This window comes from Natronococcus sp. JC468 (genome assembly GCF_012163165.1).
Classification (GTDB): Archaea; Halobacteriota; Halobacteria; order Halobacteriales; family Natrialbaceae; genus Natronococcus; species Natronococcus jeotgali.
Map to the genome: position 1 here is coordinate 1 of NZ_JAAVUO010000050.1, position 23750 is coordinate 23750.

A 23750-nucleotide genomic window follows, 5' to 3' on the forward strand; every position below is an offset into this window, starting at 1 on the left:
TCTTCACGAAGTCAGAACCGGTACGCTCCTCCAGCCTTCGCGGTCTTCCTGATCGAATCAGCAACTACTGTTGAGCCGTGGGTAGATGACCAGATATACGTATTCATGTATTGAAGGCCCCTACCCGATAGAACAGTGACCGATATCAAAGCCGTTGTCCGAATCGAGCACCCTGACATCGTGCTCACAAAGACAGTCACTCACGACCAGAGTTCGAAAGTCGAGTCGGTGTTGGAGGCTGGCACTGACCCCACGTCGGGGAAATTCTTCTATCGCATACAGTCGTCCGATTTCCGACGGTTCGAAGACGGACTGCGGAACGATCACACCATCGGCGAGTTCGAACGAGTTATCGAAACCAGGGACGGGAAGGCGATCTATAGCTTCGAGTATACGGACGAAGCGAAGATCATCTCCCCGATTATCTCGACCGCGAACGGTGTCATACTCGATATGAAGAACGACGGAAACGGTTGGATTCTAACGATATGGATGCCCGAACGGGCGAATCTGGCCCCTCTATGGGAGTATGCGGAAGGGAACGAAATCGATATCGAGTTGCTGCGCGTGAACGAATACGCCGGGTTAGGGACTACGGACGCAGGATTGACCGACAGTCAACGAGAGGCGCTCCTCGTCGCACTCGAGACGGGGTATTTCGAAGACCCACGGAACGCGACTCTCAGCGACGTCGCCGCGAATCTGGATATCTCTCAACCCGCAGCCAGCGGGCTCCTCCGGCGTGGGACCAAACGACTCATCCTCTCTTCCCTGGTGGACGACAGCGAGAAGCCGGATTGATCGACGGCCACTCGGTGCGGCGGCGACGATCTCACTGTATGCTCCGTCGAAACGCATTGGTGGGGCGTCCGCTGGCGGGTGAGCGAGGGAGTTTTGTCGCTGTGTGTACGTACGTGCGGACATGCAGTTCTGCGACGACTGCGGTTCGATGATGAAAGCCGACGGCGACCGCATGGTATGTTCGAACTGCGGCGCCTCGAGCGAGCGCGACCGCGAGGCCGAAAGCCAGTTCATCACGACCGAGTCCCAGACCGACGACGACGTGATCGAATCGAGCGAGGACGCCAACTTCGAGGGCAAGCCCAAGGCGACCGACGTCGTCTGCGACGAGTGTGGCACCCAGGAGGCGTGGTACACGCTCAAGCAGACCGCCTCGGCCGACGAGCCGCCGACGCGATTCTTCAAGTGTACCGAGTGCGGCCACCGCTGGCGCGGCTACAACTGACCCGCTCACTCGCGTCGGCCGCTCGAGTCCGACGACCGATTACCGTTCCTTCCAGATCAGCCCCTCGACGGCCGCCGTCAGCACCGTCTCGCCGGCCTCGTTCTCGCAGGCGACGTCGATCGCTAGCTCGTAGCGGTCCTCGCGCTCGAGGACGTCCTCGTAGGTCCACGTACAGGTGATTCGCTCTCCGGTGTAGACGGGGCGACGGAACCGGAAGTCCATCGAGGAGGCGAGCACCTCGAGGTCGCCCCCGATTTTCGTCGGCAGCGTCGCGGTCAGCAGGCCGTGGACCAGCAGTCGGCCCTCGGCGTCGAGTTCGGTGTGGCGGTCCTGAGTGTCCCTCGAGAGTTCCGCGAACTGCCGAACGTCCTCGGTCGTGAACGTGCGCTCGAACGCGTGGGTCTCGCCCTCGGTCGGCCGGTTCATACGGATCGGTTCTCGTTCCCGGGCGAAAAACCTCGAGTTTCCGGCGTATCGCTCGCGCCGTTCGGTGCGGCTTTCGAGGACGGATACTCGTCCACTCGCTCCCCGATGGGGTCGAATAAAGATCCTAATACAGACCTCATCCGATTGGAGATGCTACGTCTGCAGCCCGATGACCATCGATACTGTATGTATGTAAACGAATACCATTACAATCTTCAGGCCAATGTAGATAGAACATGTATCACGAAACGCTCGACTGCGTTCCACGCGGATTCCACGACGGGCTGTTACTCGAGTCGGATCGGACAAGCGATCGGGAGGCGGAGGTCGACCCCGACCGCACCGACGATCCGAACCTCGAGGTAAACGTCTGAGCCGTCCGGCGGCGAGCCGTCCGACCCGGGCCCGGTCTCGACCGATAGGGCGCTCTCGATGTGACGTTCGGCTCCGTCGTCGGCTTCGGGGCGGCTGACGGTTCGTCCGGCCTCCGACCGCTCGAGTGCGAACGCTCGGGGCGCAACGTTCACAACCGTCCGCCCGAACTCTCGAGTGAATGGCAGACGGGCCGCGACTTCCGGGAGTCGAGGACGAGGAGGAGGAGGATCCCATCGTCCTCCACGTCGACGCGGACTGCTTCTACGCGTCCTGCGAGCGACTGCGCGAGCCCGAACTGCGGGGCGAACCCGTCGTCGTCGGGATGGGGTACGAGCCCGGCGAGACGAACGGGGCCGTCGCGACCGCCAGCTACGAGGCCCGCGAGTTCGGCGTCGAGAGCGCGCAGGCGATCTCGACGGCCCTCGAGCGACTCCCCCGGCGCGCTGCACTGAACCCGGACGCGGACGACTACGATCCCGACCTCGACGAGTCGGAAACCGGCCACTACCGCCCCGTCGATCTGGACTACTACGAGTCCGTCGCGAGCGAGGTCCAGGACATTCTGCACGACTGCGCCGACGTCGTCCGCGAGGTCAGCATCGACGAGGCCTACCTCGAGGTCACCGACCGCACCGCCTGGGCGGTCGCCGACGGCTTCGCCCGCCATGTCAAGGACCGCATCCGCCGGGAGGTCGGCATCGTCGTCAGCGTCGGCGCCGCGCCGACGATGAGCGCGGCCAAGATCGCCAGCGACTTCGACAAACCCGACGGGCTGACCGTCGTCCGCCCGGGCGAACTCCGCGAGTTTCTCGCCCCCCTCGAGGTCGATCTGCTCCACGGCGTCGGCCCCGTCACCGCCCGCGAGCTGCGGGAGATGGGCCTCGAGACGGCGGGGGACGTCGCCGCGGCCGACCCCGAACCGCTGGTCGAACGCTTCGGCGAGCGCGGCCGGGAGCTGTACGACCGCGCCCGCGGCGACGACGACCGACGGGTCGAGCCGAAGGGCGACCCCAAGAGCTTCTCGCGGGAGTCGGCGTTCGCCGAGCCCGTCGCCGAGCCGGAGCCGAAGTACGAGCAGATCGAGACGCTGGCCGCGGCGGTCGCCGACCGCGCTCGACGAGAGGGCGCGCTCTATCGGACCGTCGGCGTCAAGGCCGTCGAACCCCCTTTCGAGGTCAACACGCGCGAGCGCTCGCTGCCCGGCCCGGTCGACCAGCCGGAACTGGTCGAGCGCATCGCTCGAGAGCTGTTCGCGGAGTTCGAACGGGAACCCGTCAGAAAGGTCGGCGTCAGGGTCGCGAACCTCGAGTTCGCCGCGGCCGACCAGACCAGCCTCGACGGCTGGGCGGACGCCTCCGACGCCGACGGATCGGGCGGTGGAACCGAGACCGAACGGGAGGCCGACTCGACCCCCGACGCGGGCCAGGCCTCGCTCGAGGACTTCTAGCCGACCATCGTCGCGACGCCTTTCGTCTGGCGGTAGTCCCGTCCGAGGATCGCCTCGAGGCGCATGCGCAGCGCCTCCTGCTCCGTGTCCTCCCACGCGGCGGGCTCCCGGATCGGGACGACGAGAAACCCTCGCCCGCGGATTTCCGTGGCGTGTAACGCGGGCATCTCGAGGTCGATCCGGCCGCGCTGGGTGGTGTACCCCTCGAGGACGCGGTCGGTCGCCCGCTGGCCGACGGGCATGAGGATGTGGGCGTTGATCGCGCGCAACTCGGCGTCGAAGTAGCGCTCGAGGTCGTCGTACTCCTGGTCGGTCGGCGCCTCGCCGGGCGGCAGCGTACACATGTGGACGTAGCTGGCGAACAGGTTCTCGAAGTCGGGTTCGTCGGACGGGCCGCTCTCGAATCCGACCTCGCGGAGGATCGCCCGCAGCGGCTCGACTTCGGGGGCGCTGAACGGGACGCCCGTGTCGGCGCCGCCGTGGACGCCGGGGTGGTCGCCGATCAGGTGGAAGTCCGCGTTGGCGTCGCCGTAGCCGAAGACGGCGGGTCGGTCGCCGGGAGGGCTCCGATCGAAGGGCGGTCGCATGCCGAACGGGTTGCTCGTCCTGTCGGTGACGTTTTGCACGGCCGGAGTGAGGTGTTGGGGGCCCATAACGGCCGCGGTCGGGCACGAACCGTTCGATCGTCACCGTCGGGCGGGAAACTTATCAGCGATTGCGACACAGTTCGGGAGGATGTACCAGCACGGCCACTACGGCGCCGCGTTGCTCGCGTACGCGCCCCTCGGTGCCGCCGTCGGCCTCGCGGGCTACGAGGCCGCGGCGATCGTCGGCGGGCTCGTCTGCGTCTCGCTGTCGACGCTTCCCGACTGCGACCACCGCCTCCCGTTGCTCGAGCACCGCGGGCCGACCCACACCCTCGTCTTCGCGGCGCTGGTCGGCGCCGCGCTGGCGGCGGCCGCGTCCGTCCTCGTCGAGGCGGCGTCGCCGCTTGTCGACGTCGCGTTCGTCGGGTTCGCGTTCGCCGTCGGGGCGCTCTCGGTCGGGTCGCACCTGCTCGCCGACGCGTTGACGCCGATGGGGGTTCGCCCGTTCTGGCCCCTCTCGCGGCGGCGGTACACCCTGGGCGTGACGCCCGCGAGGAACCCCGTGGCGAACTACGCGCTGTTGGTCGCCGGGGTGCTGGCCGCCGTCGCCGCCGCGGTCGGCGTCTCGACGATCGGTTGACGAACCGCGGAAAAACGAGAACTTCAGACGGTTTTCGCGGTCCGAGTTCGGACGATCGCGGCGGCGAACGCACCCAGCAGGGCCAGCGCCGCGGCGATGTAGAGCCCGTCGAGGGTGGCGCTGTAGGTCATGACGGCCCGCCGACCGAGGTAGGCGACGACGAGCGCGAGGACGGCCGAGACCGACAGCAGCCCCGAGAGGCGCCTATCGTCGAAGCGCCACCGACCGCCCATCGCGGCCACGATCACGCCCGCGAGCAGGGCGAGGGTCGCGCCGTACTGGAGCAGCTGGGTCGTCGGCGAGTAGTTCGAGATCAGGCTCACCTCGAGCGGGCTGAGCGCGACGTGGGCCGGCACGGCGAGGGCGCCGAGTCCGAGCGCCGCGGTGACGTGGCTCGCTCGCAGCGAGTCCGACCAGACGAGGACGGTCGCGACGACGAACATCGAGAAGATCGTCACCGCGGTCCAGAAGTGCAACGAGAGGATGTCCATCGTGTACTGGGTGACCGTCTCGCGGCCCAGGACGACCTGGATCGGGGTCAGGACCATCCCGCCGACGACGAGGGCGGTGACGCGGCGATCGACCGACGGCGAGCGCCAGGCCGCGACCGCCGAGCCGATAATGGCGAACCCGGCGAACATCGCGACGAAGCGGTGGAACCACTCGTAGAAACTCGGCAGGTTCGCGGGGAAGAGGTTGTACGGTCCGGCGTCGCACTGGGGCCAGTTCGCCTGACAGGCCAGCCCCGAACCGGTCGCCTTGGCCGCGACGCCGAGCAGGATCGTCGACGCGACCAGCGCGAGCGTCGCCGCGAGGAGGTGCGGAAAACCGAACCGAGCGATCAGCGGGCGGAGTCCGAGACCGGAGGTGTGGCTCTGAGTCGACACGGGCGTTCTGGCGGGGGTTGGGACCACCCGTACTTAGATTGCCCGAGTCGGACCCGAACCGGCTCGGATTCGCCCCGTTCGCGCCCCGCGGGCCGAACGGGTTCGTCGGATTCAAGGCGCGCCCTCGCCAGCGCCCGACATGGACAAACACACTCGACTCGAGCGCGCCCTGGAGCGTCGCGACCTCGACTCGATCTGGTTCGCTCGACCGAACGCCTTCGCCTGGCTCACCGGGGGGAACAACGTCGTCGACCGCGAGGGCGACGCCGGCGACGCGGCCGTCGGCTTCGACGGCGAGTTTCGAGTGGTGACGAACGACATCGAGGCCGATCGTATCGAGGTCGAGGAGCTGCCCGACCTCGAGGACGCCGCCGTCGAGCGGTACCCCTGGTACGACGCCTCGCTGGCCGAGGCGATCGCGGACCGAACCGACGGCGAGCGCGCCGCGGCCGACATCGACGTCCCAGGACTCGAGACCGTCGACCCGACCGCCCTCCGCCAGCCCCTGACCGGGCGCGACCGCGAGCGCTACCGCGAGCTCGGCCGGGAGACCGCGCGGGCCCTCGAGTCGGTCTGTCGGGAGCTCGAGCCCGACGACACCGAACGGGAGGTCGCCACGGCGCTGCGGGTCGGGCTCTCGGCGCGAGGGATCGAGACGCCCGTCGTCCTCGTCGGCGGCGGCGAGCGAGCCCGACGGTACCGCCACTACACGCCCACGACCGCCGAGCTCGGCGACTACGCGCTCGTCTCGGTGACCGCCCAGCGACGCGGCTTGCACGCCAGTTGCACCCGAACCGTCGCCTTCGACCCGCCGGCCTGGCTCGAGGAGCGCCACCGCGTCGCAGCACGCGTCGAAACGACGGCGCTGGCCGCGACCCGACAGGCGGCGAAGAACGGGGGGACCGCCGGCGACGTCTTCGGATCGATCCGTGACGCCTACGCCGACGCGGGGTACGACGGCGAGTGGAAGCGCCACCACCAGGGCGGCGCCGCGGGCTTTGCCGGCCGGGAGTGGATCGCGACTCCGGGTCACGACGCGGCGGTCCGAGCGCCGATGGCCTACGCCTGGAACCCGACGGTGCAGGGCGCGAAAAGCGAGGACACCGCGCTGGTCGACGACGACGTCGAGGTGCTCACGACCACGGGAGAGTGGCCGACCCTGTCGGCGACCGCCGCCGGCGGCGACCTCGAGCTCGAGCGACCCGCGGTGCTCGGACTCGCGGACTCCTGAACGGTCCGCGGTCGAATCCTCGCCTACCGGTCGGTTTCTGTCGCCTCGTCGTCGTCCGTTCGGTCGCCGGCGTCGATGTCCATGTCGTCCTCGAGCATCATCGGATCGTCCCCCTCGGGGCCCGCGTCCGCGTCGTCGACGGTGATCGTCACCGGCTCGAGCTCCGCCCCATCGGGCGCGTCGTTCCGATCGAGCGTGAAGATGGCGTTGAGCTCGCGCTGGACCTGATCGACGACGCCGCCGACGAGCTCGCTGGGCTGGATCGCCGTGTACTCGTAGGGGTTGTTCCCCGCCCCCTCGCTCTGGCGTTTCTCCCGGGTAACGCGTCCCTCGTCGTGGAGCTCCGCCAGCGCCTCGCGGACGGTACTCGGGTAGAGCCCGGTTCCCGTCGCGACCTCCTCGGAGGTGCTGCCGGGGTCCGCCAGCAGGTGGACGTAGATCCGCGCGCTGGTCTCCGTGTCGAGGATCCACGAGAGCAGGTCGACGATGCGCTGGTCGACCTCCTCGGCCGCTGGCGCTCGATCCGCCCCGTCGGCCTCGAGCCGTCCGTCGTCCCCCTCCGGGCGCTCGTCGGTGTCGTCTGAAACCATGTGCCTCTCGTGTCCACGAGGCCGCGTGCATGAATAAACCTTTGCGGGGTCGGCGGTCTCCGCGCCCCGCTCGAGCGATCTCGCGGCCCTCACCCGCCGCGGATCGGCTCGTCCTCGAGGGCACCCATCGCGAGCCAGCAGTTCGTCAGCGGGTGGTAGCCCGGCTCGACGGCCGTCCCGCGGTTCGGGTCGTCGCGTTCGTGCTCGCGGGTCAGGCGCTCGTACCAGTTGCCGTACTTCGGATTGCGGAGGTGTTCGACCGAGTACTCCCAGAGGCGGTCGTACCAGTCGGCGTACTCCGCGTCGTGGCGCGAGAGCAGGGCGCTCGCGCCGATGACTTCCGTGTGAACCCAGCCGTACTTGTCGGGGACGATCGGCTCGCCGTCGGCCTCGACCGTGTAGTAGAGCCCGCCGTGCTCGTCGTCCCAGCCGAGGTCGACCGCGGCGTCGAACAGCTCGAGCGCGCGCTCGAGGGGCCACGACTCCGATCGGTGCTCGGCCAGCAGGGCCAGCAGCTTCGCCCACTCGGCGTGGTGGCCGGGCTGGTAGCCGGGCGGACGAAACTGGTGGCGGGGCTCGTCGGCGTTGTACGACAGGTCGGGTTCCCACTCGTTGGTGTAGTGTTCCCACAGCAGGCCGTCGGTCGCGCTCGTCACCTCGCGGGTAAAGCGGTCGGCGACGGTGGCGGCGCGCTCGAGGAACCGCTCCTCGCCCGTCGCCTCGTAGGCGGCCAGCAGCGCCTCGCAGGCGTGCATGTTCGCGTTCTGGCCGCGGTAGCTCGAGAGCTCCCAGTCGGGCGAGGCCCGATCCGCGTACAGGCCGTGTTCGGGCTCCCAGAAGCGCTCCTCGAGGACGCCGAACGCGCGCTCGAGCTCCGCCCGGGCGCCGGGAACCTCCGCCTGCAGGGCCCGGGCGCCGGCCAGTAAGGCGAACGCGTGCCCGTAGCAGTACCGGGTGCCATCCGTCGCGGTCCGGCCCTCGAGCAGCCAGTCGTACCCCTCGCGGTCGGCGTCCCAGTGGGCCGTCGAGAGAAAGCGCAGGCCGTGCTCGGCGGCGTACCGACACCAGTCGGGACCGTCGGCGAGGACGCCCAGGCTGAAGTTGTTGACGCCCCGCGCGGTCGCGACGAGGTGTCTCGTCTGCGAGTCGTAGACGTGGCCGTCGCGCTCGTCGAGCTGGGCGACATACCCCCCGACCGTCGTATCGATACAGGCGGGATAGTAGAAGTTCAGAATGTCCCGAAACTGGTGGCGCAGTCCGGTTCGGGTCCGGTAGACGTTCATGGCTCGTCGTATCCGACGGGATCACATAGTGGTTCGGACGACTGGCCGCGACGGAACGCAAGCGCGGAACTGGCGAGAAACCCGTCTCGGTCGGTACGAGGGTTGCGATCACTCCAGCGCCGACTCGAGGAGCGCCAGTATCCGGGTGACGTAGGGGCTGTCGTCCCAGCTTCGGTGCGGGCTGATCGCGTCGATGATCGTTCTCGCCTCCTCGTGAGTTAGATGGCCGTTCCGAGCGTAGTCACGGACGAGTCGCGGCGTCGGGACGATGCGCGGCCCTCGGAGGACCGCGTGGATGAGCGGGAAGTTCGTCCCTCCGAACTCGTCGGTCAGAAAGCCGTCGACCTCGAGGGCGTTCGCGAGAACGATGCCGTCTGTCTCACCGTTGTCGAGGCCGAACGTCGGCCGGGAGTCCGGGGCGTCGGAGCGTTCGTAGGGGTCCTCGACCGAGTAGTGGTCGCGGGCCGCGAGGACGTTGCTCGCGGCGGCGCCGTGGACGTCCTGATACTGCGTAATATCGCGAAGTTCAGCGATCACCTCGGGCGGCACGAACACCTCACACGACGTGAGAAGGTACTGGAGTGGATCCGGAGCCGTCTCGGTGTCGTAGTCCGCGTCGGTGCGGGGCACGGCGAGACTGACGAGCGCGCTGGTGTCGGCGACGACCGTTCGGAGCTGTGACCCGCCGCTCATCGGTCGTCGTCCGCGGGATCGACCGCCACCGCGTCGCCGTCGTAGACGTCGACATCGTCGGGGGAAGCGAGATCGAGCGGTTCGTTCTCGAGGTCGGCTTTGAGGAGCCGGAGCCGCTGGGCGGTCTCGGCGCCGACCAGCTGTTTGACCGTCTCGAACTCGAGCTGGTCGTCGTAGTACTTCCTCGCGACCAACTCCTGAAACGTCTCGCTGTCTGCGGTCTCCTCGATGTACTGACGGATGGCCTCGACGAGGAGATCCGTTCGATCCGTCTCGAAGAGCTCCGCGATCGCGTCGAGCCGGTCGACGAGGTACTCCGGCGACTGGAAGTGGACGCGGCGCGGGTCGTCGCTCGCACTCATCCTGTGTGCAGCTTTTGCACATAGAGCGATAACCCTTTCGGCGCTTGTGCAGCGTTTGCACATTCGATCCGAACACCCGCCGTCGAACGTATCGACCCCTGTATTACGCGTTCCGCCGTCGGCGATCGCACGGATCGACGGTTTCGAGCCGCTCGCGCGGAAGATACCGTTCGTCCCGATCGGCGTCCTCGGAGACGACAGCTCGAGGAACGGCCGTCGGGTTCTCGGCGTCGCCCCTTGAGCGCCCACCTTCTTTAGGACCCCCTGAGAGATCGGAGACATGGAGTTCGGCATCATCGGTACGGCGGGAATCGCACGGAAGTCGGTACTGCCCGCGATCGACGCGAGCGAGCACGCGGTCGGGGCGGTCGCCTCCCGGGACCCCGAGCGGGCGCGGGCGTTCGCCGACGCGTTCGACGTTCCCCGGAGCTACGGCGCCTACGAGGACCTGCTCGAGGACGAGGGGATCGACGCGGTCTACGTCCCCCTGCCCAACGCCGCCCACGCCGAGTGGACGATCCGGGCCGCCGACGCCGGGCTGGACGTCCTCTGCGAGAAGCCCCTGGCGGTCGACGCCGACCAGGCCCGCGAGGTGGCGGCCCACTGCGAGGACCGCGGCGTCACCCTCATGGAGGCGTTCATGTACCGCTACCACCCACGCACCGAGCGCGCGATCGAGCTCGCCCGCGAGGAGCTGGCGGACGTTCGCTCCGTCTCGTCGTCGTTCAAGTTCGCCCTGTACGACGACCCGGGGAACGTACGCCTCAGCGAGGAACTGGCCGGGGGATCGTTGATGGACGTCGGCTGCTACGCCGTCTCGGCCGTCCGCCAGTTCCTCGGCGAGCCCGACCGGGTCTACGCCCACACCCACGACTCCCGAGGAGCGGGTGTCGACACCGAACTCGCGGGGATCCTCGAGTACGACGACGGCTCCTCGGCCCGGATCGCGTCGGGTCTGGACACGCAGAAGGTCCAGCGCTACCGCGTCGAGGCGACGAACGGCTGGCTCGAGGTCGAAGACGCCTTCGACGCGCCACTGGACGAACCGCTCGAGCTGGAGTACCGGATCGACGGCCGTCACGCGGTCGAGACGTTCGACCCCGTCGATCACTACCGCCTGCAGGTCGAGCACTTCGCGGACTGTGTCGCGTCGGGCGCCCGACCCAGGACCGACGCCGACGAGGCGATCGCGAACATGCGGGTCGTCGACGCCCTCGCCGAGAGCGCCGCGCGCGGGGACCCGCGGACGCTTCGCTGATCGTCGATCCGAGCAGCGTCCGACGCAGGAACCGAGTCAGTGGGTCTCGAGCAACAGCGACTCGCAGAGCGCGTCGGTCCCCTCCTCCTCGCGCAGGCGCCGCTGGCGTTCGGCGCCGCTCTCGCGGTCGTAGACCTCGCGGATGCCGTCGATCCCGAGCCGTTCGCACTCCCGGTCGACGAGCTCGCCCAGGTCGACGGTCCCCTCGAGGTCCCGATCGATGAGCGCGGCGTCCTGGCCGTGGCGGATCGCGCGCCACTTGTTCTCGTCGAGCAGCTCGCGGCGGTGGTCACGACCCGGGGTTCCGTCCTCGTACTCCTCGGCCAGCGCCTCGACCAGGGCGCGGGCGTACTCGACGAACGCCAGGACGACGTCGGGGTCGGCCTGGCCGTCGGGCGTTCGCAGCTCGACGGTGCCGTGGGCCGTGTGGGGGCGGACGTCGTACCAGAGCTCGCCCCGATCCTTGATCGAGTCGGTCTCGAGCATCCGGCGCTCGAACCGATCGAACGCAGCGTAGTCCTCGAAGGCGGTCGGCATCCCGGTGTTGGGCAGGCCCTCGAAGATCTTCGCGCGAGCCGACTGGAGCCCGGTGTCGAACCCGTTCCAGTACGGCGAGTTCGCCGAGAGCGCGAGCATCACGGGCACGTACCAGCGCAGCTCGTTGGCGATCCAGACCGCCTTGTCGGCGTCGTCGACGCCGACGTGGACGTGTAGCCCCGCGGTCGTGTTGCGGTGCTGGGGGTACTGGATGCGATCGAGCTGGGAGCGATACCGGGGTTTCTCGGCGTGCTCGAGCTCGCGCCACTTCGCTAGCGGGTGCAGCCCCGCCGCGGCGATCCGGTAGCCGTGGGCCTCGGCGTGGTCGGTCAGCGCCTCCCGGACGGAGAGCAGCGATTCGCGGGCATCGCCCGGGTCCTCGATCAGCGGGGTCTGGGTCTCGATGACGAACTTGAACAGCTCGTGGTCGAGCCGTCCCTCGAGGATCTCGGGGGGATCGTGCTCGTAGACGAGCTCGTCGGTGCCGCTCGTCGGGCGGCCCCGCTCGTCGACGACGTAAAACTCCTCCTCGATCCCGAGCGTGCCCATGCGCGTGAACGATTCCGGCGACCCGCGTTCCATCGGTGCCACGTTTCGGCCGCGCCGATAAATACCGTTTGGCTCGGGATCACGAGCGCGGCCGGCGCTGCCGGGGCGGCGTTCGACCGTCCGTCGCCGGCTCAGTCGTCGGCGGGCGAGGGCCCGGCAGCCGCGACGGGAGTCGGCTCGCCGAGCATCTCCCGGAGGTCGGCCTCGGGCTCGCCGATCGGCTGCAGGCCGAACTCCTCGTGGAGCAACTCGACGTTCGACTCGGTGAGAAACTCCGGCACCGTCGGCCCCAGCCGGACGTCCTCGACGCCGAGGTGGAGCAAGCCCAGCAGGACGGCGATCGCCTTCTGCTCGAACCACGACAGCACCACCGACAGCGGGAGGTCGTTGACGCCGCAGTCGAACGCCTCCGCGAGCGCACCTGCGATCTTGACCGTCGAGATCGAGTTGTTACACTGGCCGAGGTCGACGTAGCGGGGGATCTCGGTGCCGGGAACCGTCCCCATCTCAAGGTCGTTGAACCGGAACTTGCCACAGGAGGTCGTCAGCACGACGCAGTCGTCGGGGATCGCCTTGACGAGTTCGCGGTAGTAGTCCCGCCCGGGCGTGGGCCCGTCACAGCCCGCGACGACGAAGAAGCGCCGGAGCTTGCCCGACTCGACGGCGTCGACGATCTCGTCTAACTGGTCGAGGACGGGCTCGTGGTGGAACCCGGTCGGGACGGTCTCGTCGCTCTCCCAGTCGACCGCCGGCAGCGATTTCGCCGTCTCGATTACGGGCTCGAAGTCGTACCCCTCGAGCGCCTCGACGTCCTCGAGACCGGTCAGCCCGGTCGTGAAGAAGCGGTCGCGGTACTCCTCTTTCGGCGGCTGGACGCAGTTCGTCGTACCGATGATCGCGCCCGGGAACTCCTGGAAGAGGAGCCGCTGGTCGTGCCAGGCGCCGCCGACGTTGCCCTTCAGGTGGTCGAATTTCGCGAGTTCGGGGTAGCCGTGGGCCGGCAGCATCTCCGAGTGGGTGTAGACGTTGATCGGTTCCTCGGCGGTCTGCTCGAGCAGCTGCTTGAGCCCGTAGAGGTCGTGACCCGTCACGAGGATCGAGTGGCCCTCGACGGCGTTCTGGGGGACCTCCGTCGGCTCGGGGACGCCGAGTTCGGTCGTGTGTGCCTCGTCGAGCAGTTCCATCACGTCGACGGCTGCCTCCCCGGCCCGCATCGCCAGGTCGACGTGATCGTCCCTATCGAAGTTGACGTTGGTCAGCGTCGAGTACAGCGCCTCGTGGACGAGTGCGTCGACGTCGGGATCGCGGTAGCCCATGTCGCGGGCGTGGGTCGCGTACGCCGAGATCCCCTTGAGACCGTAGATAACGAGCTCCTGCAGCCCGTTGATGTCGGGTTCCTTCCCGCAGACGCCACGTACGGTACAGCCGCCCTCGGGCGTTTGCTCGCACTGGTTGCAGTCCATACTCGAGTCACGGGACGGCGACCACATAATGGCCGAGCGCGATTCCCGCGGGCTCGCAATACCCGCAAAACGGGTTCGGGGCGCGCTTTATGACAGAGTCCGTGAGAGCCGTTCGCGAACGAACGACGTTTCGGCCCGCGTGACCTCAAGGCGGTTCACGCGACGGGGTCGGCCTCCGGCTCGAGGTCGGCCTCGTCCTCCCGGAGTTTAAACTTCTGGACCTTGCCGCTGGGGTTCTTGGGGAGTTCGTCGACGAAGTAGTACGTTCGCGGACGCTTGAAGTCCGCGAGGCGGTCGCTCTCGCGGACGAACGCGTCCAGCTCCGCCGCGGGGACGCCGTCGGCGACGACGTAGGCGACGACCCGCTCGCCCCACTCGTCGTCCGGTTCGCCGACGACGGCCGCCTCCTCGACGCCGTCGTGAGCGAACAGGACGTCCTCGACCTCGGCGGGGTAGACGTTCTCGCCCCCGGAGACGATCATGTCGTCCTTGCGGTCGACGACGTAGAGGTAGCCGTCGTCGTCGCGATAGCCTAGGTCGCCGGTGTAGTACCACGTCGCGCCGTCGGCCTCGCGAAGCGATCGGGCGGTCGCCTCCGGCCGGTTCCAGTACTCCCGCATCGCGCACGGACTCGCGATCAGAACTTCGCTGACCTCGCCGTCGTCGACCTCGCCGTCGGGGTCCGCGCCGGGGTCGACCACGCGCAGTTCGTGATTGAGCGCGGGGAGGCCGGCACACCCCTGCTTCGAGCGCTGGTCTTCCGGCGACTGGAAGACGCCGGCGGGACCGATCTCGGTCATGCCGTAGGCCTGGACGTAGTCGTCACAGAGGTGCTCCATGCAGTTGTCCAGCACCTGCTCGGGCATCGGGGCCGCCCCGTACAGGCCGATCCGGAGCGAGGAGACGTCGACGTCCGCCTCGGCGGCGGTCAGTGAGAGACCGTTCCAGGCCGTCGGCGCGGCGAAGAGGGTCGTCACGCCGTGGGTCTCGATCGCCTCGAGGGCCGTCTCCGGATCGAACTCGTGGTTGATAACGGTCGTCGCACCCCGGTGGATACGGGGGAAGAGGCTACAGTGGAGCTCCGCGCAGTGGTACAGCGGCATCACCGACAGGCCGACGTCGTCGCGGGTGAGGCCCAGTTCCGCGATACACAGCAGGCTGTGCTCGACCATGCTCCGGTGTTCGTGGACGACGCCCTTCGGACGGCCCGTCGTCCCCGACGTGTAGATGAACGCGTAGACGTCGTCCTCCGTGACGGGTACGTCGGGTCGCTCGCTCGAGCCCGACTCGAGCAGGTCGTAGAATCCCCGCGCGTAGTCGGGAGCGTCGTCGTCGACGAAGAGATACTCCTCGACGGTCTCGAGGGCGGACCGAGCGCCCGCGACCGCCTTTTCGGTCGCGGACTCGAATAGCACCAGTTTCGCGCCGGCGTCGTCGACGATGTACTCGATCTCGCCGGCCGGGAGCCGGAAGTTCAGCGGGGTGAAGACGGCCCCGATCTTCGCGCAGGCGTAGACGGTGAGCGCCATCTCCGAGCCGTTCCGGAGGACGGTCGCGACCCGATCCCCCTTCTCGATCCCGGCCTCGCGCAGGGCGTTCGCCAGCCGATTTACTCGCTCGTCGAACGCCGCGTAGGTCCAGCGCTGGTCCTTCCGCGGGTAGACGATCGCGTCCCGATCGGGGTACCGGGCGACGGTCTGCTCGAGGGTGTCGCCAATAGTAGGATGTTCGGACATACCACGGTACGATATGACAGATTGTCATATAGGTGTTCGCGAGGAGAGCGGTCGACGCCACCGCGAACGCCCGTCGTGATTCCCGGACTACAGCGGTCGCGCGACGATCCCGAGGTGGTCGGCGTGGTAGTCGTCGAGCCGCCGCGTCTCGAGGAGTTCGTACCCCTCGGCCAGCTCCTCGCGGACGTCGGCGAAGACGGCCGCGGGCTCGCGGGTGACGTCCTCGCTTCTGGCCTTGACCGCGAGCAGCAGACGGCCGTCGTCGGCGAGAAAACGGCGGTTCTCGAGGGCGACCCGTGCCTGGCCCCGCGTCGCGACGTCCTGGACGAGGACGTCGACGTCGCGCTCGACGACGTGGGCGTAGGTCTCGGGCTTGCGGGCGTCCTTGAGCAGCGGAAAGAGGCGGGGCCGGGAGTCGGCGGCCTCGAGCAGGTCCCGGACGGGCCGGGCGGCGAACTCGACGGCGTAGGTCGGTCCCGCGACGTCGGCGACGTGGCTGACCGTCGTACCGCTGGCGGCGCCGAGGTACAGCACCGTCTCGTCGTCGCCGCCCTCGAGCCCCGTCTCCATGCCGAGGGCGAGCATCGCGCCGAGCTTCGATCGGTTCGGGTTCCAGGCGCGCCACTCGCCGTCGGTCGGCTCGCCGTAGACGGGCTCGCCCCGCGTCGCGAGCCGTTCGTCGCCGTCGAACCGACGGCGCTCGACGCCCGCGGGAAGGTCGCTCACTCGCCGTCACCCCCGTTCCCGTCGGCCTCGCCGTCGGCGGTTCGAGCCTGGATCGTCTCGATGCGCTCCTCGAGTTCGGCCTCGAGTTCGGGCTTGCGCTCACCCGAGTAGTGATCGACGCGGGCCGCGATGGCCAGTTTGCCCGCGACCGCGCGGGCTGCGGACCCCCGCTCGTCGGGGTGGGTGCCCCGCACCGCGTCGTGGGTGTAGATGATCCCGTGTTTCGGGGAGGAGGCGTGGCCCCGGAGGTGGGCGAAGAGGGCGTCCTCGGCGCCGAGCACCTGCACGGTTCCGCTGGGTTTCTTCGCCAGGTTCTCGAGGCCGCCGGCCAGCGAGATCAGCCGGGCCGCCAGCACGGGGCCGGCAAGCGCCGCGAGGTTCGGCGCGACGGTCGGCGTCTCGCGCTCGACGAACTCCCGCAAGTCCTCGGCCTCGTCGGCCAGCGCGGCGATCCGCTCGGCGAGCGAGCGGACGCGGGGGTGGTCGACGCGTCCCTCGTCCCCCGCGAGTTCGCGAGCGTAGTCGACGCCCGCGCCCGCGTCGGGGTCGATCGTCCCGGCCCACTCGGCGAGGCGCTCGGCGAGCTCGTTGGCCGTGCGCGTACAGTCGTCCATCGTCCGCACCGCGTGGACGAGCTGTCGGTCGTCGGCCCGCTCGGCGCGCTCGACGGCCTCGCGGGTTGCGGCCGTCGTCGCCGCCTCGAGTCGGTCGTAGTACTCCTCGTCGTCGCTCGCGAAGCCCGTCTCGACGGCCCGCGCCGGCCAGTCGGCGGGCTCGGGGGCCGACCCGTCCGCGATCGAGGCGGCGAGCGCCTCGCCGTCCTCGGGGTCGAGCCCCGCGAACCAGCCCGCGTCCGCGGGCGAATCCTCCGTCATACTCCGCTCTTGGATCCCGAGCCCGTAAGTCGTTCCCGGTCCGCCGCGGACGAGGGACGATCGAGCTACCGGACCCTCGCGACCGTCGACTCGTGGCTCTCGCTCGTCGGCGGAACGGGAAACGGAACGACGGCGCGTCGACTCGAGGGAGGGCGGTTAGACGCCGAAGGTCGCCCGGAGCATGTCGCGGGTGCCGGGCCCGAGCCCGACGGCGACGACGGCGACCAACAGCAGGTACGCGAACCGCGGGCTCTCCTCGAAGATCTCCTCGTTGAAGAGCCAGATGATAAAGACGGGCGCGGCGAGTTTCAGGAGAGCGAAGGGCCACGCGCTACCGATAACCTCGGCGCTCTCGGGGAGCAGCGCCGCGGTGTAGGTGACGATCGCCTCGTTGACGGGGTGTTTCGGCGTGTAGGTCATCCCCCAGAGGTGCGACCAGTCGAGCATCAGCTGGTTCGCGAAGCCGTCGACGGCGTGGGCCCAGATGATGACGATCCCCATGTACCCGGTGCCGCGGTTCAGCCCGGGCGCGAAGCGTTCGATGCCGAGCCAGACCGCCGCGGTCGAGACGGTCGCCGCCCCGAGCACGATCGTCGGGATCAGCGGACGGAACACGGCGTACTGCTCGGTCGCGGCGGTGTACCCCAGGAACGCGAGGGTCGCGGCGAGCGCGACCGCCCCGATGCCGACCAGCGGGTACTCGTAGCCCGAGACGTAGTCGTTGCGCTCGAGCCAGACCGCGGCGACGATCGCGCCGAGCGCGACCAGGAAGACGGTGAAGTAGATCAGCGGGCTGATCAGGAACCCGATCCAGGGGAGCTCGAGGACGAGTTCGCCCGTCTCGCGGTAGGCCGCCACGCTGGTGTCCTCGACGACCCGCAGCGCGCCGCCGAACAGCATGAACGGGAACAGCGCGAAAAAGCCCGCCCGGTAGCGCTCGAGGTCCAGCCAGTCGATCAGGAAGTAGATCCCGACCAACAACAGCAGAAGCGTCGGGATGTAGCCCGCGTAGGAGACGGCCGTGTAGCCGGGCTCGGCGGTCGGCCCGGCGTCGAGGCCGACCTCGGTACAGGGCACCTGGGCGCCGTCGGCCCACGCGACGCAGCTCCAGCCGTGGGCGTCGGCGACGACCGGCCCCCAGTAGTACTGCCAGATGAGATCGACGTACACTCGCTGTGGAAACGCCGCCGCGAGGGCGACGACGGCGACAGCGAGCACGGTGACGGCCGCGGCCCAGATCCGAATGGCCCCGTACCGCTCGATGTACTCGTCCATAACCGATACCCGTTGGAGCGACCGCTTACCGTTTCCGGTTTCCACTCCGAGAAAACCGCCAGCCTACGCGTCGATTCCGCGTGCGGCCTCGAGCAGCTCCGCGTGGATCGCGCCGTTCGAGGCGACGAGCCCGTCGCTGTCGTGGCGCCAGCGCTCGCCCTCGAGGTCGGTCACCCGCCCCCCGGCCTCCCGGATCGCGTGGACCCCGGCGACGGTGTCCCACGGGTTCGCCCGCAGGTTCGTGGTGATCCCCTCGAGCGCGCCCGAGGCGACCATCGCGAGCCCGAGCTGGGCGCAGCCGAACCGTCGCACGTCCCCGAACCGGTCGCCGAGCTCGCGGTTCAGGGCGGCGAACTCGTCGCGTCGCTCGCGGCTCCACCAGAACGTCGGCGAGACGGTCGCAGCCTCGGGGTCGGCGCAGTCGCTGACCGCGAGCGCCTCGTCGTTCCGGAACGCCCCGCCGGGACCGCTCCGGTACTCGTCCTCGAGGGCCGGGCACACGATTGCGGCGCCGACGGGTTCGCCGTCGACGACCGCGGCGACGGCGGTGGCGAACGATCGGATCCCCCGAACGAAGTTGCTCGTCCCGTCGATGGGGTCGACGATCCAGGCCGGCCCCGACTCGGGAACCGCCTTCAGCGCGTCGTCCTCCTCGCCGACGACGGGGTCGTCGGGGTAGGTCTCGCGGATCGCCTCGATCACCGCGACCTGGGCCTCGCGGTCGGCCCGAGTGACGACGTCGGTCTTCCCGGCTTTCGTCTCGACGTCCAGGGTCGTGCGAAACGCCTCGCCGGCGATCGCGGCGCCCGCTCGAGCCGCTCGCACGGCGGTGTCGGCGCGTCGCTCGAGTTCGTTCGAGTCGCTCATGACACGGTGTCGGCGGGCCGGCGTCAAAAAGGGGTCGCGTTTCGGATCGGCGCGGAGCCGTCGCTCGCGGGTCGTCGGTCGCGAGAAGCTTTGCGAGGGCAAGAGGCTCGCTCTTGCCGCACTGATTGCCAGTGCGAGGGGAGGGAATCGAACCCACGAACGTCTACACGAGCGGATCTTGAGTCCGCCGCCGTTGACCGCTTGGCTACCCTCGCACGCGGTCGACGGTTCGGGGCTACCGTATGAATACTCTGCGGTTTCGGCTCTCCGGTGCCGACGCTCGTCCCGACCGTGCCGGCGTTTCGGCGACGGCTCGAACGAACAAACCTATAACGGGACGGGGAAAGGGTCGGCTATGGGTCGGTACGGCACTCGAGATTACGCCTTCATGGCCAAGTCGGGGTTCCTGCTCGGCCTCGGGCTGCTCGTCCTGGGTGCGAGCGGCGAACTGCTCGGTCACGCGGTCCTCGGCGGGCTCCCGGCGTGGGAGGAGACGCTGTTTACCTACGCCGAGGGCCTCGGGTTCGTCGTCGGGTTCTTCTCGGTCTGGATCTTCGGCGTGTTCCTCCCGCTCATCGAGTGAGCGACGGGTCGTCACCCTCGGCCGCGTCCGGGTCCCGGCGCCGGGAGCTCGAGCCCCCGCTCTCTGGTCCGGGTCCGGGCTCGAGGAGGTGTCGCGTGTCGCAGTTGTGACAGGCGTAGCCGCTGTCGGCGTGTCCGAAGAGCCGGCCGCCACAGCGCAGGCAGCTTCCGTCGGGGTGTTTCATCGATCCGGGATCGCTTCCCGCCCGGAATAAGCGTTCTGGGCGCGAGTTCGCGCCCGCCGATCCGTCCGTCGCTCGAGCGCTCGCCGCGCCGACCCGGTTCGCGGCGATCGAAGCCGCGGGCGAAACGCACGGGACTCTCGAGCCCGAACGGGACGGTATGGTACCGTTCGCCGACTCGCTTCGAGCCGTCGCCCAGGGATGACCGACCACACGCGCGACTACTCCGTTGCGCCGCCGACCTCGGGCGAGCCGACGGGCTGGGATCCCGACCGCGGGGAGTCCAACGGCTGGGAACACGGCACGCTCCGGCGGGCCGTCGTCCACGGCGTGCGGCTGTTCAACAACGGCGCGTTCCACGAGTCCCACGACTGCTTCGAACTCGAGTGGTACAACTACGGCCGCGGGACGACCGAGAGCGCCTTCCTCCACGGGATGGTCCAGGTCGCCGCCGGCGCCTTCAAGCGCGCGGACTTCGAGGACGACGGCGGGATGGAGAGCCTGTTTCGGACGGCCCTGCAGTACCTCGAGGGGATCCCCGACGACTACTACGGCGTCGACGTCCGCGAGGTCCGGGACGCGCTGCGAACGGCCCTCGAGGAGCCGACCGCGATCGACGGCTGGCGGATCCCGCTGGACGGCGAGCGACCGACTGCGCGGGAGATCGATCGGGAGTTCGCGGCCTCGCTCGAGGAGGGTCCCTGAGACGGAGTCGGTCGCCGGGCCGTTCCGCCCGGTATCGGACCGAATCGCATTTGAAGCCGAAGTTCCTACGACTGGTAATGAAAGTTGCACAGCTCGGGACCGGAACGCCCGAGATAGCGGTCGTCGGAGGAATTCACGGCGACGAGCCCTGTGGGGTTCGCGCCGTCGAGCGGTTGCTCGACGAGAACCCGTCCGTCGAGCGTCCCGTCAAACTCGTGGTCGCCAACGAGGCGGCCCTCGAGCGGCGGGTGCGGTTCGTCGACGAGGATCTCAACCGGGCGTTCCCGGGCGATCCGGACGCGAAGACCCACGAGGGACGACTCGCCGACGAGCTCGTCGACGAGCTGTCGGGCTGTTTCACGTTCTCGATGCACTCCACGCAGAGCCACGCCGAACCGTTCGCGATCGTCAACGAGATCAACGAGCGGGCGAAGTCGATCTGCCCCCAGTTGCCCGTCCAGGCGATGGTCGAGACCAGCGAGTTCGCCGAGGGACGGCTGTTCTCCGAGATCAACACCGTCGAGGTCGAGTGCGGGCTGCAGGGTTCGGAGACGGCCGCCCAGAACGCTGACCGACTCACGCGGGCGTTTCTGACCGCCGTCGGCGCCCTACCCGGAGACACCGTCGGTCGCGACCTCCCGGTGTACCGGCTGGTCGATTCGATTCCGAAGGGCGAGGCCGACAGCTACGAGGTCTTCGTCGACAACTTCACCGAGATCGAGCCGGGCGACCCCTTCGCCGCCGCCGACGGCGACGTCCAGGTCGCCACCGAATCCTTCTACCCCGTGCTCATGTCCTCGTACGGCTACCGCGACGTCTTCGGGTACGCCGCCGAGAAACTCGACGTGGTGGCGACCTCGAGCGCGGCCGACTGAAACGACTCCCCGTTCGCAGTGCGGTCCCGTGGGTCCGGGGACGTAAGGTCTATCCCGCTCACGACCGTACCCCGAGTATGGACTTCCCACCGAACCAGGGGCTCGACCAGGACGAAGTCGACGAGCAGGTCGCCGAGACGATCGAGGACAACGAGGTCGTCCTCTTCATGAAGGGGACCCAGCTAATGCCCCAGTGTGGCTACTCGCGGCGCGCGCTCGGACTGATCGACCAGTACCGCGACGAGTACGAGACCGTCGACGTTCTCGACTCGCTCGACGAGTTCCGCGCGGCCCTCGAGGACCGCAGCGGCTGGGAGACGATCCCGCAGACGTACGTCGACGGCGAGTTCGTCGGCGGATCTGACATCCTCGCGGAACTCGAGGAACGGGGCGAACTCGAGGAAACCCTCGCGGCGGAATAACTCGCGGCGTGGCCGCTTTGAATTCATTCGCTCGCTTCAGAACCGAATTTAATAGCAGGTCATATAAGCCACGCGACCGTATTATACGCCAACGACCGCTCCACACCTTCCCACTATGTCCACAGAGGAATCCAGACACGTTTATCGGCTCCACTCGACCCTCGAACTGCCCCTCGAAGATCTCCACGACCACATCGACGAGGCGACGTTTCCCGACGGCGTCTCGGACGTCGAGATCACGCGACGAAACAACACGCTGATCCTGAAGGCCGTCGCTGAGGACGAATCGGTAAGTAAGTACACCCCGACGGCCCAGCTCAAGGCCAGCGTCACCGAGAACCGGGTCTACGAGGAGGACCCCGACGAGCGCCACAACTCGTTTCGCTGGGACGAGGACGAGGAGGAGGAGATCGAATCCGAGCTCGTCGAGTACGCCGCGTTCAAGGGCGACCGCGAGACCGTCCTCCAGAACTCGCTGCTGCAGTACGAGATGTTCCTCGTCCTCTGTGAGATCGCCGAGGCCGCCGAGAAGGGCACCCTGACCGCAATTGCCGAGTTCGACGGCGAGCTCGAGGCGACCCGGATCGTCGAGGGCGAACCCCGGCCCGCCGACATCGAGGTCGTCGAGGGCCCCCGGGACCACAGCTCGAGCCAGGGCGGCGTCAACTGGCGGGACAACAAGTTCATCAGCGACTGACGATCCTCGACGCGGGAGTGCTTCGAAATCCGAGCGACGGTAGCGCTATTCCGTTCGCCCCCGTACCTGGCGTATGCACGATCCGACCAGCTACGGGATCGTCGGACGGATCGCGCTCGCGGCGGTCGTCTCGATCGCGCCGACGCTGCTCTTTCTCGGCCTGGTCAGGGGTCTCGAGCGACTGCGCGACGACGCCCTGCTGCTCGAGTTACACCACCGCGAGGACGTCGACGTCTCGCCGAACGGCGACGCCCTCGAGGTTCTCGCCGACGGCCTCGCGCTCGATCGCGCCGATCGTTCGGATCGCCGGTGTCCGTCCTGCGAGGCTGCGATCGAGTCGAACGCGCGGTACTGCCGCGAGTGTTCGACCCGACTCGCGAGGCGGTAGGGGGACGACGGCGTCGCGAGCCGGCGTCGATCGGGACGCCTATCCGCTCCCCGCGTCGACCGACCGTATGGCCAGCGAACGGGAGAAGATGCTCGACGGCGAGGCGTACGACCCCGCCGACCCCGAACTCATCGCGGCCCGCGAGCGCGCCGGGGAGCTGTGTCGGCTGTACAACCGGACAACCGCGAGCGACGACGAGAGTCGGGCGCTCGTTCTCCGGGAACTGTTCGGCGCGGTCGGCGAGGACCCGCACGTCGAACCCCCGTTCCGGTGTGACTACGGCGATCAGATCGCCGTCGGGGACGCGTTCTTCGCGAACTTCGGCTGCGTCGTCCTCGACGTGCGCTCGGTGACCTTCGGCGATCGGTGCCTGCTCGGACCGGGCGTTCACGTCTACACTGCGACCCACCCCCTCGAGGCCGCGGCCCGCGCCGAGGGCGTCGAGTACGGCGACCCCGTCAGCGTCGGGGACGACGTCTGGATCGGCGGCCGAGCGGTGTTGAACCCCGGCGTCAGCGTCGGCGATCGATCGGTCGTCGCCAGCGGCGCCGTCGTCACCCGGGACGTCCCGGAGGACGTCGTCGTCGCCGGGAACCCGGCTGAGGTCGTGCGGGAACTCGAGTAGACGCGAGTTTCGGTTCGAAATAGCTTTCACGCCGACATCGAGAGACCCGGTGTGCCCGGGGACCGACTTCAGTTCTGGACGCTCTATCTCGCCCGCTTCGCCGAGGGGTTCGGCTTCATCACGCTGATCACGCTGTTGCCCTACTACATAACTCAGCTTTGCACGCTAGCCTCGGTTGTTGAGTGAACGAAGAGATGGTCGATCTCGGTCATGAGGTCATC

Annotated in this window: 30 protein-coding genes and 1 tRNA gene; 15 read left to right on the plus strand and 16 right to left on the minus strand. The window is 68.5% G+C overall.

All coding sequences use genetic code 11. The annotated features are described in order from the left end of the window. Positions 1–135 precede the first annotated feature (135 nt). Together GWG54_RS21290 and GWG54_RS18130 are read left to right on the plus strand one after the other, a co-directional pair. The gene (locus GWG54_RS21290) at positions 136–801 is read left to right on the plus strand and encodes a helix-turn-helix domain-containing protein (RefSeq protein ID WP_167939087.1); all 666 of its coding nucleotides are present in this window, start codon (positions 136–138) and stop codon (positions 799–801) included. Between the two features lie 121 nt (positions 802–922). Then, positions 923–1246 (plus strand): transcription factor S, encoded by a 324-nt coding sequence (locus GWG54_RS18130; RefSeq protein ID WP_167939088.1) that lies wholly within the window; start codon positions 923–925, stop codon positions 1244–1246. A gap of 39 nt (positions 1247–1285) precedes the next feature. Here GWG54_RS18130 and GWG54_RS18135 read toward each other — a convergent pair whose 3' ends face one another. Next, positions 1286–1672, minus strand: a complete 387-nt coding sequence (locus GWG54_RS18135; RefSeq protein WP_167939089.1) for a dehydratase — start codon at positions 1670–1672, stop codon at positions 1286–1288. Positions 1673–1908: 236 nt separating this feature from the next. Between GWG54_RS18135 and GWG54_RS18140 the strand changes: the two genes are divergently transcribed. After that, the gene (locus GWG54_RS18140; protein ID WP_167939090.1) at positions 1909–2046 is read left to right on the plus strand and encodes a hypothetical protein; all 138 of its coding nucleotides are present in this window, start codon (positions 1909–1911) and stop codon (positions 2044–2046) included. 179 nt (positions 2047–2225) lie between these two features. Next, positions 2226–3494, plus strand: a complete 1269-nt coding sequence (dinB, locus tag GWG54_RS18145) for a DNA polymerase IV (RefSeq protein ID WP_167939091.1) — start codon at positions 2226–2228, stop codon at positions 3492–3494. On the opposite strand, the gene GWG54_RS18150 is transcribed toward dinB, so the two are convergent. After that, on the minus strand, positions 3491–4120 hold the full coding sequence (locus GWG54_RS18150; protein WP_167939092.1) for a uracil-DNA glycosylase family protein: 630 nt from the start codon (positions 4118–4120) through the stop codon (positions 3491–3493). The genes dinB and GWG54_RS18150 overlap by 4 nt on opposite strands. Before the next feature lie 109 nt (positions 4121–4229). Here GWG54_RS18150 and GWG54_RS18155 point away from each other — a divergent pair, with 109 nt between their 5' ends. Further along, positions 4230–4721: a metal-dependent hydrolase gene (locus GWG54_RS18155; RefSeq protein ID WP_167939093.1), complete on the plus strand. Its 492-nt coding sequence runs from the start codon at positions 4230–4232 to the stop codon at positions 4719–4721. Between the two features lie 23 nt (positions 4722–4744). Here GWG54_RS18155 and GWG54_RS18160 read toward each other — a convergent pair whose 3' ends face one another. After that, the gene (locus GWG54_RS18160; protein WP_312854303.1) at positions 4745–5608 is read right to left on the minus strand and encodes a COX15/CtaA family protein; all 864 of its coding nucleotides are present in this window, start codon (positions 5606–5608) and stop codon (positions 4745–4747) included. Between the two features lie 139 nt (positions 5609–5747). Between GWG54_RS18160 and GWG54_RS18165 the strand changes: the two genes are divergently transcribed. Continuing rightward, positions 5748–6839, plus strand: coding sequence for a Xaa-Pro peptidase family protein (locus tag GWG54_RS18165; RefSeq protein WP_167939094.1), 1092 nt, complete (start codon positions 5748–5750; stop codon positions 6837–6839). 23 nt (positions 6840–6862) lie between these two features. Here the strand turns inward: GWG54_RS18165 and GWG54_RS18170 are convergent, their stop codons facing one another. From GWG54_RS18170 to GWG54_RS18185, 4 genes are all read right to left on the minus strand, one after another. Continuing rightward, positions 6863–7429, minus strand: a complete 567-nt coding sequence (locus GWG54_RS18170; RefSeq protein WP_167939095.1) for a helix-turn-helix domain-containing protein — start codon at positions 7427–7429, stop codon at positions 6863–6865. 89 nt (positions 7430–7518) lie between these two features. Then, the gene (locus tag GWG54_RS18175) at positions 7519–8712 is read right to left on the minus strand and encodes an AGE family epimerase/isomerase (RefSeq protein WP_167939096.1); all 1194 of its coding nucleotides are present in this window, start codon (positions 8710–8712) and stop codon (positions 7519–7521) included. Positions 8713–8820: 108 nt separating this feature from the next. Next, positions 8821–9405, minus strand: a complete 585-nt coding sequence (locus tag GWG54_RS18180; RefSeq protein ID WP_167939097.1) for a hypothetical protein — start codon at positions 9403–9405, stop codon at positions 8821–8823. Further along, positions 9402–9767 (minus strand): hypothetical protein, encoded by a 366-nt coding sequence (locus GWG54_RS18185; RefSeq protein ID WP_167939098.1) that lies wholly within the window; start codon positions 9765–9767, stop codon positions 9402–9404. Before GWG54_RS18185 ends, GWG54_RS18180 begins: the two co-directional genes overlap by 4 nt. A gap of 280 nt (positions 9768–10047) precedes the next feature. On the opposite strand from GWG54_RS18185, the gene GWG54_RS18190 reads away from it, so the two are divergent. Continuing rightward, the gene (locus tag GWG54_RS18190; protein WP_167939099.1) at positions 10048–11025 is read left to right on the plus strand and encodes a Gfo/Idh/MocA family protein; all 978 of its coding nucleotides are present in this window, start codon (positions 10048–10050) and stop codon (positions 11023–11025) included. Between the two features lie 36 nt (positions 11026–11061). Here GWG54_RS18190 and GWG54_RS18195 read toward each other — a convergent pair whose 3' ends face one another. The 8 genes from GWG54_RS18195 to GWG54_RS18230 all read right to left on the minus strand — a co-directional run bounded on the left by GWG54_RS18195 (position 11062) and on the right by GWG54_RS18230 (position 19268). Beyond that, a complete protein-coding gene (locus tag GWG54_RS18195) occupies positions 11062–12144 on the minus strand; it encodes a glutamate--cysteine ligase (RefSeq protein ID WP_167939100.1) in 1083 nt (360 codons plus the stop codon). A 98-nt stretch (positions 12145–12242) separates the two neighbouring features. Continuing rightward, the gene (gene hcp, locus GWG54_RS18200) at positions 12243–13574 is read right to left on the minus strand and encodes a hydroxylamine reductase (RefSeq protein WP_167939101.1); all 1332 of its coding nucleotides are present in this window, start codon (positions 13572–13574) and stop codon (positions 12243–12245) included. Between the two features lie 155 nt (positions 13575–13729). Further along, positions 13730–15310: a fatty acid--CoA ligase gene (locus GWG54_RS18205; RefSeq protein WP_167939102.1), complete on the minus strand. Its 1581-nt coding sequence runs from the start codon at positions 15308–15310 to the stop codon at positions 13730–13732. Positions 15311–15397: 87 nt separating this feature from the next. Further along, positions 15398–16036 (minus strand): fibrillarin-like rRNA/tRNA 2'-O-methyltransferase, encoded by a 639-nt coding sequence (locus tag GWG54_RS18210; protein WP_167939103.1) that lies wholly within the window; start codon positions 16034–16036, stop codon positions 15398–15400. Next, complete coding sequence (locus GWG54_RS18215; protein WP_167939104.1) at positions 16033–16911, minus strand: NOP5/NOP56 family protein; 879 nt, start codon at positions 16909–16911, stop codon at positions 16033–16035. The genes GWG54_RS18210 and GWG54_RS18215 overlap by 4 nt, the downstream gene beginning before the upstream one ends. A 156-nt stretch (positions 16912–17067) precedes the next feature. Then, positions 17068–18186, minus strand: coding sequence for a DUF63 family protein (locus tag GWG54_RS18220; RefSeq protein ID WP_167939105.1), 1119 nt, complete (start codon positions 18184–18186; stop codon positions 17068–17070). 63 nt (positions 18187–18249) lie between these two features. After that, positions 18250–19053 carry an inositol monophosphatase gene (locus GWG54_RS18225; RefSeq protein WP_167939106.1) on the minus strand — a complete coding sequence of 268 codons (804 nt, stop codon included), beginning with the start codon at positions 19051–19053 and terminating at the stop codon, positions 18250–18252. 132 nt (positions 19054–19185) lie between these two features. Further along, positions 19186–19268, minus strand: a tRNA-Leu gene (locus tag GWG54_RS18230). A 140-nt stretch (positions 19269–19408) separates the two neighbouring features. On the opposite strand from GWG54_RS18230, the gene GWG54_RS18235 reads away from it, so the two are divergent. Next, positions 19409–19636 carry a hypothetical protein gene (locus GWG54_RS18235; protein ID WP_167939107.1) on the plus strand — a complete coding sequence of 76 codons (228 nt, stop codon included), beginning with the start codon at positions 19409–19411 and terminating at the stop codon, positions 19634–19636. Here the strand turns inward: GWG54_RS18235 and GWG54_RS18240 are convergent. Continuing rightward, positions 19626–19820, minus strand: coding sequence for a hypothetical protein (locus GWG54_RS18240; RefSeq protein WP_167939086.1), 195 nt, complete (start codon positions 19818–19820; stop codon positions 19626–19628). The two genes, GWG54_RS18235 and GWG54_RS18240, sit on opposite strands and share 11 nt — an antisense overlap. A gap of 198 nt (positions 19821–20018) precedes the next feature. Between GWG54_RS18240 and GWG54_RS18245 the strand changes: the two genes are divergently transcribed. The 7 genes from GWG54_RS18245 to GWG54_RS21225 all read left to right on the plus strand — a co-directional run bounded on the left by GWG54_RS18245 (position 20019) and on the right by GWG54_RS21225 (position 23715). Next, positions 20019–20522, plus strand: coding sequence for a DUF309 domain-containing protein (locus tag GWG54_RS18245; protein ID WP_167939108.1), 504 nt, complete (start codon positions 20019–20021; stop codon positions 20520–20522). 77 nt (positions 20523–20599) lie between these two features. Then, entirely contained in the window at positions 20600–21397 is a 798-nt protein-coding gene (locus GWG54_RS18250; protein WP_167939109.1) for a succinylglutamate desuccinylase/aspartoacylase family protein, read from the plus strand. Between the two features lie 77 nt (positions 21398–21474). Further along, positions 21475–21819: a glutaredoxin gene (locus GWG54_RS18255; RefSeq protein ID WP_167939110.1), complete on the plus strand. Its 345-nt coding sequence runs from the start codon at positions 21475–21477 to the stop codon at positions 21817–21819. A 115-nt stretch (positions 21820–21934) separates the two neighbouring features. Next, positions 21935–22516, plus strand: a complete 582-nt coding sequence (locus GWG54_RS18260; protein ID WP_167939111.1) for a hypothetical protein — start codon at positions 21935–21937, stop codon at positions 22514–22516. 73 nt (positions 22517–22589) lie between these two features. Beyond that, positions 22590–22904, plus strand: coding sequence for a zinc ribbon domain-containing protein (locus GWG54_RS18265; protein WP_167939112.1), 315 nt, complete (start codon positions 22590–22592; stop codon positions 22902–22904). 67 nt (positions 22905–22971) lie between these two features. Continuing rightward, positions 22972–23529, plus strand: coding sequence for a sugar O-acetyltransferase (locus tag GWG54_RS18270; protein WP_167939113.1), 558 nt, complete (start codon positions 22972–22974; stop codon positions 23527–23529). A gap of 51 nt (positions 23530–23580) precedes the next feature. Then, the gene (locus GWG54_RS21225; protein WP_280842116.1) at positions 23581–23715 is read left to right on the plus strand and encodes a hypothetical protein; all 135 of its coding nucleotides are present in this window, start codon (positions 23581–23583) and stop codon (positions 23713–23715) included. Positions 23716–23750: the final 35 nt, after the last annotated feature.

What these genes read in the sequence shown, in the direction of transcription:
- GWG54_RS18130 (WP_167939088.1), top strand. Translation starts at nt 923, where the DNA reads ATGCAGTTCTGCGACGACTGCGGTTCGATGATGAAAGCCGACGGCGAC.
- GWG54_RS18135 (WP_167939089.1), bottom strand. Translation starts at nt 1,672, where the DNA reads ATGAACCGGCCGACCGAGGGCGAGACCCACGCGTTCGAGCGCACGTTC.
- GWG54_RS18140 (WP_167939090.1), top strand. Translation starts at nt 1,909, where the DNA reads ATGTATCACGAAACGCTCGACTGCGTTCCACGCGGATTCCACGACGGG.
- dinB (WP_167939091.1), top strand. Translation starts at nt 2,226, where the DNA reads ATGGCAGACGGGCCGCGACTTCCGGGAGTCGAGGACGAGGAGGAGGAG.
- GWG54_RS18155 (WP_167939093.1), top strand. Translation starts at nt 4,230, where the DNA reads ATGTACCAGCACGGCCACTACGGCGCCGCGTTGCTCGCGTACGCGCCC.
- GWG54_RS18165 (WP_167939094.1), top strand. Translation starts at nt 5,748, where the DNA reads ATGGACAAACACACTCGACTCGAGCGCGCCCTGGAGCGTCGCGACCTC.
- GWG54_RS18170 (WP_167939095.1), bottom strand. Translation starts at nt 7,429, where the DNA reads ATGGTTTCAGACGACACCGACGAGCGCCCGGAGGGGGACGACGGACGG.
- GWG54_RS18175 (WP_167939096.1), bottom strand. Translation starts at nt 8,712, where the DNA reads ATGAACGTCTACCGGACCCGAACCGGACTGCGCCACCAGTTTCGGGAC.
- GWG54_RS18180 (WP_167939097.1), bottom strand. Translation starts at nt 9,405, where the DNA reads ATGAGCGGCGGGTCACAGCTCCGAACGGTCGTCGCCGACACCAGCGCG.
- GWG54_RS18185 (WP_167939098.1), bottom strand. Translation starts at nt 9,767, where the DNA reads ATGAGTGCGAGCGACGACCCGCGCCGCGTCCACTTCCAGTCGCCGGAG.
- GWG54_RS18190 (WP_167939099.1), top strand. Translation starts at nt 10,048, where the DNA reads ATGGAGTTCGGCATCATCGGTACGGCGGGAATCGCACGGAAGTCGGTA.
- GWG54_RS18195 (WP_167939100.1), bottom strand. Translation starts at nt 12,144, where the DNA reads ATGGAACGCGGGTCGCCGGAATCGTTCACGCGCATGGGCACGCTCGGG.
- hcp (WP_167939101.1), bottom strand. Translation starts at nt 13,574, where the DNA reads ATGGACTGCAACCAGTGCGAGCAAACGCCCGAGGGCGGCTGTACCGTA.
- GWG54_RS18205 (WP_167939102.1), bottom strand. Translation starts at nt 15,310, where the DNA reads ATGTCCGAACATCCTACTATTGGCGACACCCTCGAGCAGACCGTCGCC.
- GWG54_RS18215 (WP_167939104.1), bottom strand. Translation starts at nt 16,911, where the DNA reads ATGACGGAGGATTCGCCCGCGGACGCGGGCTGGTTCGCGGGGCTCGAC.
- GWG54_RS18220 (WP_167939105.1), bottom strand. Translation starts at nt 18,186, where the DNA reads ATGGACGAGTACATCGAGCGGTACGGGGCCATTCGGATCTGGGCCGCG.
- GWG54_RS18225 (WP_167939106.1), bottom strand. Translation starts at nt 19,053, where the DNA reads ATGAGCGACTCGAACGAACTCGAGCGACGCGCCGACACCGCCGTGCGA.
- GWG54_RS18235 (WP_167939107.1), top strand. Translation starts at nt 19,409, where the DNA reads ATGGGTCGGTACGGCACTCGAGATTACGCCTTCATGGCCAAGTCGGGG.
- GWG54_RS18240 (WP_167939086.1), bottom strand. Translation starts at nt 19,820, where the DNA reads ATGAAACACCCCGACGGAAGCTGCCTGCGCTGTGGCGGCCGGCTCTTC.
- GWG54_RS18245 (WP_167939108.1), top strand. Translation starts at nt 20,019, where the DNA reads ATGACCGACCACACGCGCGACTACTCCGTTGCGCCGCCGACCTCGGGC.
- GWG54_RS18250 (WP_167939109.1), top strand. Translation starts at nt 20,600, where the DNA reads ATGAAAGTTGCACAGCTCGGGACCGGAACGCCCGAGATAGCGGTCGTC.
- GWG54_RS18255 (WP_167939110.1), top strand. Translation starts at nt 21,475, where the DNA reads ATGGACTTCCCACCGAACCAGGGGCTCGACCAGGACGAAGTCGACGAG.
- GWG54_RS18260 (WP_167939111.1), top strand. Translation starts at nt 21,935, where the DNA reads ATGTCCACAGAGGAATCCAGACACGTTTATCGGCTCCACTCGACCCTC.
- GWG54_RS18265 (WP_167939112.1), top strand. Translation starts at nt 22,590, where the DNA reads ATGCACGATCCGACCAGCTACGGGATCGTCGGACGGATCGCGCTCGCG.
- GWG54_RS18270 (WP_167939113.1), top strand. Translation starts at nt 22,972, where the DNA reads ATGGCCAGCGAACGGGAGAAGATGCTCGACGGCGAGGCGTACGACCCC.